Below are 13,110 nucleotides of genomic sequence, written 5' to 3'. Positions count from 1 at the left end.
CTGATGTTTTATGCTCTCGTAGATTTTGCTGATTGAGCAGATGTAATTTGTCATTGCGAGGAGCACAGCGACGAAGCAATCTCTTCTAATTTTAATGGAACAGAATTAGAGTGCTTCACCTACGGTTCGCAATGACGGTTAAAATCCACTGGTATATATGATTGAAGACCTCTTCCCGGATTTCCTCATTTAATATTTCGTGGCGCATTTCGGGATAGATTTTTGTACTTACATCTTTAAATCCATCCTGTTTTAAATGATCAACAGTTTGCAGCACGCCTTTGCTGAAATCTCCTATCGGATCATTCTGTCCACTGATAAAAAGAAAAGGGAAAGACTTCGGAATAGTGTTAGCCCAGTTTCTTGCCGCAGCTTTTTTGTAAATACTGAACAGCGTATAAAAAGCATTATTGGTAAAAGGAAGTCCGCACAGCTCATCCTTGGTAAAAGCTTTTCTGTTGGCCGGATTCAGGCTGAGCCAGCTTGTGTCATTGAAGTCCGGATCTTTCTTGAAATGCTTGTTATTAACAATATTGAAAAGAGTATTGAGGTAAGTCGGATAATGCGGTGCTATTTTGTTGGCTAATGAAAGGTATCCTTTTATCAGACTGATACCGGCCAGGGGGCCTCCTGTTCCTGTAATAATAGCTCCTGTAAACTGGCTGCCAGCTCTCTGAAGAAGACAGCGCGTAACAAATGACCCCATAGAATGTCCAAGAACGAAGTGGGGTACATCCGGATATTGTTGGTGGAGATATTTACTCATTGCTTCAGCATCTGAAATAAGCTTTTCATCGGGTTGGTCCAGCTGGAAAAACCCGATGTCTTTTTTGTCTTTCACAGATTTCCCATGTCCCAGATGATCATAGGTGAGTACAGCTAATCCCCGGTCTGTAAAATAACCGGCAATTTCAGCATATCTTCCGCTGTGTTCCTGCATGCCGTGGATGATGAGCAGCGTAGCTTTTACGGGAACTGTGTCAGGAGTGAACAGGGTATGGAAGAGTTTTGCCTCGCTGGTAGGTGTTGGGGAGAAGTAGGATGATTTTTGTGATGCCATAATGAAAGATATAGAATTAATGAAAAAAGTAATTTTTTATATCTAATCAGAATATAATTTAGAACTACAAAATGTAGAAATTCTCACGAATTCTATTAAGGACTATCATGGGACTTTGGTGGTGATTTCGCATGATGAGTTTGAGGTGAATGGTGAAGTTTTGGTGAACAATAAATTGACTTTCTAATTAAATATGGAAGGTCAATTTATTATTCTTCAATTTGAACTTTTCCAGCATAGGTTCCATACGATTTGCCAGAGTAGTCCCCAGTTTTAAAATAATCACATAGTAATTTAATAACATTATCAATATCTTCTTCGCTTTCAAATTGAATTTTTCCATCTTTTATGTTAATTGGAGCATTTTTCTTTCTGCCTAATTTTTCTAGTTTGTTTATAGTCCTAGAAGATAAGGCATTTAAATTTCCTATTTTTTGTAATTTAATTAACTTTTTATGCATTGATGAATTTTTTTCAATCTTTTCAGATAATAACTTAATATCACCAAAACACTCATGTCTTGCTAAAGAATTTGCAACTTCTTCTGCAACCCTTTTGTATTCTTCTTGCAATCCTACAAGCTGTTCAAAGAAAAACTTTTTAAGTACATAAAATGTTTCTTCATAAAAGATGCAATCTATTTGTTTATCTAAATAAACGGTTTCACTTTTTAGTAAAGATAGGGTGTTTGTATTAGTATCAAAATAGGTCCTGATTTGAGAGCCAAAAGATTTCTTTTCTTGGTCTTTTTGCTTTTCAACACCTACTTTTCCAGGAGAAATTTTTCTAAAAGTATAAAATGATTTGTTACTATTTAATTCAAATTCGGTACAATACGCCCAAAGTGTTTCGTCTTGAAGGATTTCGTTGAGATCAGTTATTTTTTGTGGACTTCCATTAAGTTGATTGTAAACAACATCAGAAAAAGAACCTATTTTGTTTTCCATTTGATAAGTAAAAAGATGTTGGGTTTCATCAGCAACTATATCATAATCGAAAAAATGTAAATCATCATTTTCTTCAATTCTTTTGAATTGCTTTAATGAAAGATCATAAAGATATTTTCTAACTTCTTCAGTAATTTCTATTTGATATACTTTGAAATCAAACTTTTCTAAGACTCTAGAGTTTGCTCTCACTCCTTCCTTTAGAATTCTCGTAACGAAATACATGTTTAAATTTTCAACACTTGCTTTATTTATGACATCAATTAATAAAGATTTATCCATAGTATATATTCTTGGTAATTAGATTTATTTTAATCTCCTCATTATTTTCTAAATTTTCTTCTTTAGTTATTAGAAGAGCTTTTTTTATTTTATTTTTTTTATTGTATTCAATTTGATATAAAGTGTGAGTGATACTTAATATGGGGTTTATAGCTATCATATTTGATTTTGTATAAATAAAAAATATCATTAATAAAACTAAAATGATTGAAGAAATATCAAATAAGTTATTTGTATCTTGAAAAATAAAGGGAACAATATATGTTGATATATATCCAATGCTTTCACTATTTTTATTTTCGACATCAACAATCTTTACAAGTTCTCCGTTAGATTTACTTATATTAAGATTAGTTAGTAAAAACCGCAAACCTATATAGCCTAAAATTGAAATAAAAAAAAAGAAATAACTTAATCCAAACTTTTCAAAGGCCAAAAGAATATTTGCTTTTTTTAATTCTCCAAGTTCTAAATAATCAATATTCTGTTTTATTTGTCTTATGATTAATAAACTGAATAATGGGATATATGAAGTGATAAATAATACTAAAATTGCAATATTATTTAATTTTACCTTTTTCATTAGTTTTTGAATTAAATCAAATATAGATATAATTAATCAATCAAAAAAAGGTAAACCGTAATGATTTCCACCTCAACCCCAAAAATAAATTTCTCTCATAATTTGCCCACCCTATTTTTAAAAAGTAATTTTGCATGAATCTAAAATAAAAGTAAAATATGTCAACTTACGTAGTTGTAGGTCTTCAGTATGGAGATGAAGGTAAAGGAAAAATCACGGATGTTTTATCGGCTAAATCGGATTATGTTGTTCGTTTCCAGGGTGGAGACAACGCTGGTCACACGGTTTATGTAGGCGAAGAAAAATTTGTACTTCACCTTCTTCCTTCTGGTGTACTGCAGTGCAAAGGGAAGTGTATCATTGCTAATGGAGTAGTGGTAAACCCAAAATCTTTCATTAAAGAGGTTGGCCAGATCGAAAGCAAAGGCATGAGAACTGACCACATTTTTATCAGCAGAAGAGCGCATGTGATCATGCCTTACCACATTCTTTTGGATACCTACCGTGAAGAGGAACATGGAGGAACTCAGATCGGGACTACGAAGAAAGGAATCGGGCCTTGCTATGAAGATAAGATCGCAAGAATCGGGATCAGAATGGTAGACCTTTTAAATCCTGAAATCTTAAGAGATAAAATTGAGAAAAACTTAAAAGTTAAAAATTCTCTTTTTGAAAAATACTACGGAAAACCTACATTGGACGTAGAAGAAATTTACAACGAGTTTTTAGCGATCGGAAAACAGCTTCAGGACAGAATTGTAGATACAGAAGTTGAATTGAATGAAGCCATCAGAGACGGTAAAAATGTTTTATTTGAAGGAGCTCAGGCTTTGATGCTGGATATCGACTTTGGAACATATCCGTACGTAACTTCATCTTCACCTTCTACAGGAGGAGTTTGTTCAGGTGCCGGGGTGCCGCCAACTTCACTTCAGAACCTTATCGGTGTTGCCAAAGCCTATTGTACAAGAGTAGGAAACGGACCTTTCCCTTCCGAACTGGATAATGAATTAGGAGAAAGCATCAGACAGATTGGTGGTGAATTTGGAGCCACAACAGGCAGACCGAGAAGAACAGGCTGGTTAGACCTTGTTTCTTTAAAGCATGCTTGTATGATCAACGGAATCAATAATCTTGTTATTACAAAACTGGACGTACTTACAGGAATTGAAAACCTGAAAATCGTTACCCATTATAAAACAGAAGACGATAAGATCATCGATTATTTCACTTCTTCAACAGAGAAATTATATAACTACGAGCCAATCTATCATGATTTACCGGGATGGAATGAAGATCTTACCAAAGTAAGAAGCTATGACGAACTTCCGGATAATGCTCAGAAATACATTGAATTCATTGAGGAATACCTGGGAATCAACGTATATTTGGTTTCTGTAGGCCCTGAAAGAAGTCAGAATATTATCAGAAAAGAATTATTCTAATATTTAGAATACAATATAAACAAGAAAGAGACTGTCACATGACGGTCTCTTTTTTTATAGATAAATTATCGTTTTTTTATCAGGACTATTTATCCTTCCGTTACCACTTCATCGCGGTTGCCATCTTCTTCTTTTCCCTCCTGTATCATCTCTTCTGCTTCCGCTTTCTCTTCATGGGTAGCTTCCTGCACCTGCTCTTCCTGCTCTTCATTATGATGGTCTATGAAAAACTCACAATATACCGGAAGATGGTCTGATCCAAAATTTTCCAGGGTTTTAAGCTCTTTGATGAAAATATCTTCACTGTGGAACATCAGATCGATAGGGAATCTCAACAGACGGTATTTGGCATGAAAGGTAGACACAAAGGAACGTCCTATTCTGGGATCAATCAAATGGCTTGTTTTTCTAAATAATATGGATGATTTCGACCATGCCACATTATTAAAATCTCCTACAACAATAACCGGCTCATGGATATCTTTTACCCGTTTGGCCGCACTTAAAAGATCACCGTCTCTCTCTTTTGAGGTTTCCTCTTCAGTAGGACTTGGCGGGGGCGGATGCACCCCGAAAAATACAAACGAAAAGCCATCTTCAGTCTTTAGATGTACCTCAATGCTCGGAATATCATCAGCTACAAAATAATGAGTCTGTGCACTCTTGATCTCAAGTTTAGAGTAGAAGTGCATTCCATAGGTATTTTCAAGGTTTACTTTATGCTGGAAAGGATAATCTGTTTCAAGAACTTTCATGGCCTGTTCCCAATCTCCATTACTTTCCATGGTCAGAAAAACTTCGGGGCTGTATTTATTAATAAGCTGAATAAATCTGTCGTATTCCTTATTAAACTGGTAAACATTGGCAGAAATAAAATGCAGTTTTTGAGAAGATTTATGCTGCTGCTTATGTCTTTTGACCGGATAAAGCGGAGTATATTTCACAAGGGTAACCCCGTGATGAATAAACAGTAACAGCAGAAGACTCTGTGAATACCAGATATGCTGAGGCTGATCAAGTAAAAGCCCCAAAACAAAAGTAATCAAAACAGCATACGTAATCTGAATCTTACCAAATTCCGGAACCCTGAATATCCAATGGGAATTCTGAATTTTAGGCAAGAGTGTCAAAAGCACCAGCAATCCGATTAACGACAAATAAATACCCCACATATAATCTAATCAACGGATAAAAATAGTTTATTTTTTATAGAATTCAAATCAATTCGCTTTTAAGCTTTGTTAATTTAATAGTTTAGCATAATTTTCCCTATTTTTATTCTGTCAGATTAATTAAGCCCATATGAATAAACTTATTGCAGCTGCCCTGCTATTCGGTACCTTCTGTTTCGGACAGCAGAATCAGGAAATAGAAAAACCGATCCGTAATCTGTTTTTAGGAATGCAGAATGCAGATCCTGAACTGATGAAATCTGCCTTTGCAGAAGGAGCTGTTCTTCAGAGCATTGCTAAAGACGGAACAGTGAAAAATGAAAATATACAGGAATTTATCGCTTCCGTTTCCAAATTTTCAAAAGATGACCTTGATGAAAGAATTGTCATTGATGCTATACATACGGATGGCGGGCTTGCCAGTGTATTTACGCCTTATTCCTTCTTCTTTAAAGGCAAATTTTCACACTGCGGGGCAAACAGCTTTCAATTGGTCAAGCAGCAGAATGACTGGAAAATTCAGTATATTATCGATACCCGAAGAAAAGAAAACTGCAGAGAATTAAAATAATTAAGAATTAAAATCTGATTTCACTTCTAAATCTATAGAAGCTGAAGGAAGAATTAAAAGATGTAAAATGAAGATCCATCACATTGCCATTATATGCTCAGATTATAAAGTTTCAAAGAAATTCTATACTGAAGTTTTAGGTCTTAGTATTATCCGCGAAGTTTACCGTGAAGAAAGACAGTCATATAAACTTGATCTCGCTATTGGGGACCATTATGTTATTGAGCTGTTCTCATTTCCTGATCCTCCGCCAAGACCTTCCCGTCCTGAATCATGTGGCTTAAGGCATCTGGCCTTTTCAGTAGAGAATGTAGAAAACAAAAGAAAAGAGCTCATAGAAAAAGGTCTCATCTGTGAAGATATCCGCATAGATGAATATACAGGAAAAGAATTTTTCTTTACCCAGGATCCGGATCAGCTTCCGCTGGAGTTTTATGAAATGTAAAATTAGTGGGCGTAACCCGTAAAGAAACTGACTGCCATAATGGCCAGCACGATTGAAGAAATGACTACATACACGTAGTCTTTTTCTTTTAAATAGCCTATCAGTGCAAAAATAATCCTAACCAGAGGAGTAAAGATCAGAAGCAGTATTCCCAGCTGAATAATGGCCATCCCTTCTCCCTTGCATAAAGAATTCCAAAACATGCTCCATACCTTTTCAGAAGAGGAACCCATGTCCAGAGAAGTGTATTTTTTAGGCATTTTAAAGCCTTCCATAAAAAGTTTGATAAAGCCGATCAATGACGTTGCCACAGACAAAATAACGCCCAGTCTCAGAAGATTTCCTACCGAACGGTTCAGATCCACATCTGTAAAATTCTTTCTCATTATCTGAAACTTTTATTGATACCGTTATACATCATATATATAGATAGAATGGTAATCACGATCGCAAAGAATACCTTTAATTTCTTCGTCTTGGATACCATCAGGGTTTTTGAACCAATGAAACTTCCTACCACCACACCAATCAGTACAGGAGCCACAATTACAGGAATAATCTCACCTCTCTGGAAGTAAATCAGGGCACTGGCCACAGCTGTTACACCGATCATAAAGTTACTTGTAGTCGTAGAAACCTTAAATGGCAGCTTCATCATATTGTCCATTGCCAGAACCTTCAATGCACCGGAACCGATTCCTAGAAGCCCGGACATGGCACCGGCAAACAGCATCATCAGGAATCCCGGAACCGTATTTCTTGCAGAATAGCTTTTTAAAACCCCTTTGTCAGGAAAAGTTCCGTACAGTTTCAGTTTTTCTTCAAGACTTCCTTTTATCAAAGGTTCCTGGTGATCAGGTTTTCCCTTAAGGTTGATAATAACTGTTAATAAAAGGATACTTGCAAAAATAATTCCGATGGTATTGGGATTAAGCATTCCGGAAACCAATGCTCCGATAATAGCTCCCGCAGTAGTACCGATTTCCAGGAACATGCCTATCCTCATATTGGTGAAACCTTCTTTCACAAAAGCTACGGCAGCACCTGAGGAAGTACCGATCACTGAAATTAAAGAAGCCCCAATGGCATAATGCATCGGAACGCCGAAACCCAGCGTCAATAAAGGAATAATGATAACTCCTCCTCCCAAACCTGTAAGTGAACCCAAAAGACCGGCGGAAACTGCGCCGAGAAACAGAATGATGATTTCTGACATGCTACAAATATAAAACTATTGTAGTACTCTGCCAAACGTTTAAAAAAGATAAATTTGACGTATTTTTGCAGCTATGAAAACTGAAATGAAATTATTTTATATCATTCTCGGTGCAACGCCCAAGGGCAGGAATATCGAGCAGCATGACGTTTTTTTCGGGATCGCAGAAAACCTTAAAGATCTTGTTCCCGATATGAAAGATTTCTGGAAAGAAGCGGAAGGTAAAATTCATGTAGACTGTCATCAGGAAGTGAGATTTGCAGACGGATATGAGGTGAAGATCGTTGAAAAAACAGATCAGCCGTCTGAAGATCAGCTGTATTTCCTTAATTTAGGAGGATACAAGAAAGGTTTTTTTGAAGAGTTTCACGAACAGCACCTGATGGTAGGAAAATCAATGGGTGAAATTATCAAAAGGGCAAAGACAACAGAATTTTATGCAACAATGGGCTTTGAAGGAGCCGTAAGCCATATTGATGATAAACACGGCGTTGATATTGATGATATATTCAATGTTAATGACATACTGCCACAAAAAATGAAAGAAAAATATTCCATTATCCTGATAAAATCTGAGGCAGAGAATCAGGAAAATCCAATAGGACTTGGATATTTGAAGATTGATAAAATTCAATAAAAACTTTCCATTTAAATCTAATAGAAAAAAATAAAAGTAAGAATGAAAATAGGAATTTTAGGAGGCGGACAGCTCGGAAGAATGCTGATACAGAGCGCACTGAAATACGATGACCAATTTTATACACTGGATCCTGCTTCCGATGCACCGTGCAGCAGCATCTCCCATTTTACACAGGGAAATTTCAACGATTATGATACGGTACTGAATTTCGGTAAAGATAAAGACGTAGTTACCATCGAAATAGAGCACGTTAATGCCGATGCTTTGGCAGCGCTTGAAAAGCAGGGTGTAAAAGTAGTTCCTAATGCTACTATTATTAAAACCATCCAGCAGAAGATCCTTCAGAAAGAATTCTATAAAACATACGGTATTCCAAGTCCTGAATTTCAGATTGTTTGGAATAGTGAAGAAAAAATCATGATGCCTTTGCCGTTTGTGCAGAAAATGAACACCGGCGGTTATGACGGAAAAGGCGTTCAGGTGATCAAAACAGAAGATGATTATCAGCATTTATGGAAAGAGGCTTCCGTGATCGAAAGTCTGGTTGATATCGACAAGGAGCTTTCCGTCATCGTTGCCAGAAATGAAAATGGTGAAACCAAAACTTTTCCGGTAACAGAAATGGTAGCTGATCCAAAGTTGAACCTGTTGGATTTCAATATCTGTCCTGTATTTTTAAGCGATGATATCCAAAAGCAGATTGATTCCGTTACTGAGAAATTTCTTGCTGCTGTCAACTCACCCGGCCTTTTTGCCATCGAACTTTTTCTTGATAAAAATGGAAAAATATGGGTGAACGAAACTGCTCCAAGACTGCATAATTCAGGCCATCAAAGCCAGGAAGGAAATACCAATTCCCAGTTTGAGCAGATGTACCGCGTTGTTAAAAACCTGCCACTGGCAGACACAGATGCTTTTACCTACAGTGGAATGCTGAATCTTGTGGGAGCAGAAGGACACGCCGGAAAAGTGATCTACGAAGGAATGGATGATGTTCTCCAATTACCGAAAACCTATATTCATCTCTACGGAAAAACCGAAACCAAACCCGGAAGAAAAATGGGGCACATCAATGTGCTGGCTGATTCCAGAGAAGAGCTCATGGAAAAGCTGGTGAAAGTGAAAAGTATGGTGAGGGTTATTGCCGAATAAAACTTAAAATAAAAGATAAAAGAGCTGTAAGATCATTACAGCTCTTTTTATATAACTGTAATCCGTCTGCTTCATCGAATCAACAAGCTGATTCTACCTTTGGTTTATTTCAATTTAGATGTAAAAACTTTTCGTGAAAAAAATAGAAGATTGAATAAGCAGATTCTTAATTAAAGCCTTCTTATTTTTTCTAAATTATGATGGAAATATTTCATAAAGAAATACTCTGTTATATCTCCCGGATATTACATTAGATTGTGAATTGTGCCTCTTTATGAAATTTGTTTCACTTATTTTTGTGATTTAGTAATAAAAATACATTGAAATTAAAATAAAACATGTATTTTCATAATGGAAAATCCGGAAGTATAAAAACCCGGATAAAACATCAAATACTACTTACTATGAAAAACTTAAAAAAAATCTCAAGAGAATCTTTAAAATCTGTAAAAGGAGGAATTACTCCGGAGTGTGCACAATGGTGGGGCTCAGGACAGCCGTATTATACAAGTCAGACAGCATGCCTTCAATCTCCAAGCTTTGATCCGGAAAATAATTTTGGGTGTCATAATGCTTGTGGGCGTTGGTATGTAATGTAATAAAAGATATTTCTTTGATAATTATAGCCGGAAGATTTTCTTCCGGCTATTTCATTTCACTTTTGTTATTTAAAAATCTTCTGAATTACATTTCCTATTTCCACAAAATCTCCATGGTTGCCTACCGAACGTATTTCCGGGCTGTTTTCGTCAAATTCTGAGAACGGGAAGATCAGCAGATAATTATTGTCACTTAAATATCTGTTCAGCAATTCCGGGATCAGTCTCATACGTGGAATGTAGGACTTCATCCCGCGTTTGGCCATCAGGACAATCAGTGCTTCATCTTCTTTTAGCTTTGCCGCTGTTTTTTCACCATCCTGCCACGTACTCATAATGATAAATTCAGCTTCTATATTGGCTTTCTTAACGATCTTCTGAAGGATATCCAGAATGTTTTCCGGAGCGTAAAAAACGACGCTGGCACCGGAATTTCTTGCAATATTCCATACCCTCAGAATCGCATGGAAGAATCCTGCTTCCTTATGGGCATTTTCAGGAATCATCACGGCATATTTTTTTATAGTGGAGAGTGGCTGTGCTGCATGGTACACCAGTACATTCACGTCATCATTCTGAAGATATCCGCTGTAGAGATTGTAGACAAAAGAAGGGGAGAAGCCTTTCTCATCTTCCAGCCCAATGATAAGGTCTGTAATATTCTGTTCCTTAATGACATTTTTAACCCCGTTGATCACATCGTTGTCATACCTTTTAAGCGTCTGCATTTTAACGTCAGCTGCGGCAGCAGCATCGGCTGCCTGATGGAGGAGCTTCTCAGCATTTTTTACAGAAGATTCGTTTTTATCCTCATTGATGACATTTAAAGCAAACAGGTTTTCGGTATTAGAATGGGCTTTGATCAAAATACCAAGATTTACCATCCTTTCCACAGTTTCCTCATGGTTAATAGCCAGAAGGATATTTTCCTCTTCATGGCTTTTGCCGGAAACCGTATCTTCATTGTCGCTTTCTGCAATTTTTTGGGCGCTGGCCATTGAAATAAATGAAGAGATGGTACAGGAAATAAGGATCAGAAGAATACTTCCGTTCAGTACGTGCTCATTCAGCAATCTTATCGGTTCGCCGGTCTCCGTTTCAGAAAGAATAATATTGTATCCTACCATTACGGAGGCTAATGTTGCCGCTGCAGAAGCAGAGCTCAATCCGAAGATAAGCTTTCCCTCCTCCTTGGACAGTCTGAACGTTTTTTGAGTCATTACGGCTGACACATATTTCCCTCCGATGGATGCAACAAGCATGATTCCTGCTACTTCCAGTGTTTCCCAGCTTTTAAAGAAAACTTTAAAGTCGATCAGCATTCCTACACTGATCAGGAAGAACGGAATAAAGATGGCATTTCCTACAAATTCTACTCTGTTCATTAAAGATGAGGTGTGCGGAATCAGCCTGTTTAAGGCAAGTCCGGCAAAGAACGCCCCAATAATGGCTTCTACTCCGGCAAGCTCAGCAAGCATCGCTGCCAGATAAATCATGACAAGGACAAAAATATACTGCGAAATCTTGTCATCTACCTTTTTGAAGAACCAGCGTCCTATAATCGGAAATACAATCAGGACAATCAGGGCAAAAACTATAAAGGAAACAGATAGTTTAAGCCAAAACTCTGTACCCACATCACCCTGCGACATTCCTACGATCACGGCAAGCACCAAAAGCGCCAGAATATCGGTAATCATGGTTCCGCCAACTGTGATATTCACCGCTTTGTTTTTGGCAATTCCCAGCTTACTGACCAACGGATAGGCGATCAGTGTGTGCGAGGAAAAAAGACTGGCAAAAAGAATGGAAGTCAGTATAGAGAAATGCAGCAGATAATAACCGCCCAGATAACCCAGGACGAAAGGAACGGAAAATGTGTAGATTCCGAAAGTAAGGCTTTTCCATTTATTCTTTTTAAAATCGCCCATATCAATCTCTAATCCTGCAAGAAACATGATATAAAGGAGACCCGTAGTTCCCGTTACAACAATACTGCTGTCCCTTGCCAGCACATTAAAGCCGTTTGGCCCTATTACAGCTCCTGCAATGATGAGGCCCAACAGATGCGGAACTTTAATTTTATTCAGAAGCAGGGGAGCGGCAAGGATGATGACCAGTACCAACAGGAATTTTAGAACCGGATCTTCTATAGGAAAACTCAGATTGTGTATACTCAGTAAAATCATAGGTGTTTTTTATTTTGTGGAACGTACTAATTCGACGGAAAATTTGGCTGTACAGCCGTTGTCGGCAGTAATCGTTCTTGTTCCTTTCAGTTTGGTATCGGAAATATCATTAAGCAGGACATTCATCTCTACTTTCTTTTGAGAAGTGGAATCCGTTCTGAAATTGAGTTTAACCTCATTATTTTCAAATTTACCGGAATAAACCCTTACCAGGTTATTGTTGTTGATGATTTTTGCCGACAGATGAATAGAATCGCTGTCGAATTCCCAGGTATCCGTACGCTGATCACCCACTACATAATCACTGCAGTTAGATTCGGTACAGATGACTTTTCCGGTCCACGGGCCCGAAATTTCTTCCGGCCATAAAACGATCTTCACGGAATCTTTTTTTGCAAAAATACTGTCTCTCATTTTTAAAAGAGACTGATACTCAGATTCTTTTTTGGCGAATATTTTTTCTTTTTCGAGCAGTTGTTTTTCTCTTTCAGTCAGATTTTTTTCTTTTTCCTTATAGTCACAGCTGATTAGGAGAAATGAGCCGGCAAGAAGGAGGAAAATTGTGTTTTTTAGCATATTGTCAGTATTGGGGTAAACAATATAGGAAAAAATAAGGAAAATATAAAATTTCCCTGTTCAAATAAGCTTAAATGATAGGGGAAAATGACACTGTTGAAGTCAATATTCAGTTTAAATCCTTAAATTTTAAAGCCCATATATAAGGCCACACAGGTGATTTTTAAAAAAAACAAAAGGGTCGGTTTTTATTTCCGGTAATGCTGAAGCTTCGATTTCAACAGTTGGAATAA

General features: G+C 37.0%; 14 protein-coding genes. 6 read left to right on the top strand and 8 right to left on the bottom strand.

What is annotated here, in order from left to right; genetic code table 11:
- Window positions 1–115: 115 nt before the first annotated feature.
- The 3 genes from J4Q03_RS06340 to J4Q03_RS06330 form a co-directional block, all read right to left on the bottom strand.
- The gene (locus J4Q03_RS06340; protein WP_426047366.1) at window positions 116–1,060 is read right to left on the bottom strand and encodes an alpha/beta fold hydrolase; all 945 of its coding nucleotides are present in this window, start codon (window positions 1,058–1,060) and stop codon (window positions 116–118) included.
- A gap of 209 nt (window positions 1,061–1,269) precedes the next feature.
- Window positions 1,270–2,289 carry a Kiwa anti-phage protein KwaB-like domain-containing protein gene (locus J4Q03_RS06335; RefSeq protein WP_426047365.1) on the bottom strand — a complete coding sequence of 340 codons (1,020 nt, stop codon included), beginning with the start codon at window positions 2,287–2,289 and terminating at the stop codon, window positions 1,270–1,272.
- Window positions 2,282–2,872 carry a hypothetical protein gene (locus J4Q03_RS06330; RefSeq protein WP_426047364.1) on the bottom strand — a complete coding sequence of 197 codons (591 nt, stop codon included), beginning with the start codon at window positions 2,870–2,872 and terminating at the stop codon, window positions 2,282–2,284. The genes J4Q03_RS06335 and J4Q03_RS06330 overlap by 8 nt, the downstream gene beginning before the upstream one ends.
- Before the next feature lie 158 nt (window positions 2,873–3,030).
- Here J4Q03_RS06330 and J4Q03_RS06325 point away from each other — a divergent pair, with 158 nt between their 5' ends.
- Window positions 3,031–4,317: an adenylosuccinate synthase gene (locus J4Q03_RS06325; protein ID WP_426047363.1), complete on the top strand. Its 1,287-nt coding sequence runs from the start codon at window positions 3,031–3,033 to the stop codon at window positions 4,315–4,317.
- Window positions 4,318–4,406: 89 nt separating this feature from the next.
- Here J4Q03_RS06325 and J4Q03_RS06320 read toward each other — a convergent pair whose 3' ends face one another.
- Window positions 4,407–5,489 carry an endonuclease/exonuclease/phosphatase family protein gene (locus J4Q03_RS06320; RefSeq protein WP_426047362.1) on the bottom strand — a complete coding sequence of 361 codons (1,083 nt, stop codon included), beginning with the start codon at window positions 5,487–5,489 and terminating at the stop codon, window positions 4,407–4,409.
- A 130-nt stretch (window positions 5,490–5,619) separates the two neighbouring features.
- Between J4Q03_RS06320 and J4Q03_RS06315 the strand changes: the two genes are divergently transcribed.
- Together J4Q03_RS06315 and J4Q03_RS06310 are read left to right on the top strand one after the other, a co-directional pair.
- Window positions 5,620–6,060 carry a nuclear transport factor 2 family protein gene (locus J4Q03_RS06315; protein ID WP_426047361.1) on the top strand — a complete coding sequence of 147 codons (441 nt, stop codon included), beginning with the start codon at window positions 5,620–5,622 and terminating at the stop codon, window positions 6,058–6,060.
- 67 nt (window positions 6,061–6,127) lie between these two features.
- Complete coding sequence (locus J4Q03_RS06310) at window positions 6,128–6,505, top strand: VOC family protein (RefSeq protein WP_426047360.1); 378 nt, start codon at window positions 6,128–6,130, stop codon at window positions 6,503–6,505.
- A gap of 2 nt (window positions 6,506–6,507) precedes the next feature.
- Here the strand turns inward: J4Q03_RS06310 and J4Q03_RS06305 are convergent, their stop codons facing one another.
- Both J4Q03_RS06305 and J4Q03_RS06300 read right to left on the bottom strand, forming a co-directional pair.
- Window positions 6,508–6,891, bottom strand: coding sequence for a DUF1634 domain-containing protein (locus tag J4Q03_RS06305; protein WP_426047359.1), 384 nt, complete (start codon window positions 6,889–6,891; stop codon window positions 6,508–6,510).
- Complete coding sequence (locus J4Q03_RS06300; RefSeq protein ID WP_426047358.1) at window positions 6,891–7,721, bottom strand: sulfite exporter TauE/SafE family protein; 831 nt, start codon at window positions 7,719–7,721, stop codon at window positions 6,891–6,893. The genes J4Q03_RS06305 and J4Q03_RS06300 overlap by 1 nt, the downstream gene beginning before the upstream one ends.
- Before the next feature lie 85 nt (window positions 7,722–7,806).
- Here J4Q03_RS06300 and J4Q03_RS06295 point away from each other — a divergent pair, with 85 nt between their 5' ends.
- The 3 genes from J4Q03_RS06295 to J4Q03_RS06285 all read left to right on the top strand — a co-directional run bounded on the left by J4Q03_RS06295 (window position 7,807) and on the right by J4Q03_RS06285 (window position 10,112).
- The gene (locus J4Q03_RS06295; RefSeq protein ID WP_426047357.1) at window positions 7,807–8,358 is read left to right on the top strand and encodes a DUF1543 domain-containing protein; all 552 of its coding nucleotides are present in this window, start codon (window positions 7,807–7,809) and stop codon (window positions 8,356–8,358) included.
- Between the two features lie 42 nt (window positions 8,359–8,400).
- The gene (locus tag J4Q03_RS06290) at window positions 8,401–9,513 is read left to right on the top strand and encodes a 5-(carboxyamino)imidazole ribonucleotide synthase (RefSeq protein ID WP_426047356.1); all 1,113 of its coding nucleotides are present in this window, start codon (window positions 8,401–8,403) and stop codon (window positions 9,511–9,513) included.
- Between the two features lie 404 nt (window positions 9,514–9,917).
- Window positions 9,918–10,112: a bacteriocin-like protein gene (locus J4Q03_RS06285; protein ID WP_426047355.1), complete on the top strand. Its 195-nt coding sequence runs from the start codon at window positions 9,918–9,920 to the stop codon at window positions 10,110–10,112.
- A gap of 65 nt (window positions 10,113–10,177) precedes the next feature.
- Here J4Q03_RS06285 and J4Q03_RS06280 read toward each other — a convergent pair whose 3' ends face one another.
- Both J4Q03_RS06280 and J4Q03_RS06275 read right to left on the bottom strand, forming a co-directional pair.
- Window positions 10,178–12,301, bottom strand: coding sequence for a cation:proton antiporter (locus J4Q03_RS06280; protein WP_426047354.1), 2,124 nt, complete (start codon window positions 12,299–12,301; stop codon window positions 10,178–10,180).
- Window positions 12,302–12,310: 9 nt separating this feature from the next.
- Entirely contained in the window at window positions 12,311–12,877 is a 567-nt protein-coding gene (locus tag J4Q03_RS06275; RefSeq protein WP_426047353.1) for a hypothetical protein, read from the bottom strand.
- Window positions 12,878–13,110 lie beyond the last annotated feature (233 nt).

Origin of the sequence: Chryseobacterium sp. NFX27 (assembly GCF_049887855.1) — a bacterium.
Lineage (GTDB): Bacteria > Bacteroidota > Bacteroidia > Flavobacteriales > Weeksellaceae > Chryseobacterium.
The sequence above is the reverse complement of the archived record's forward strand: the minus strand, read 5'-3'. Positions and strand labels throughout refer to the sequence as shown.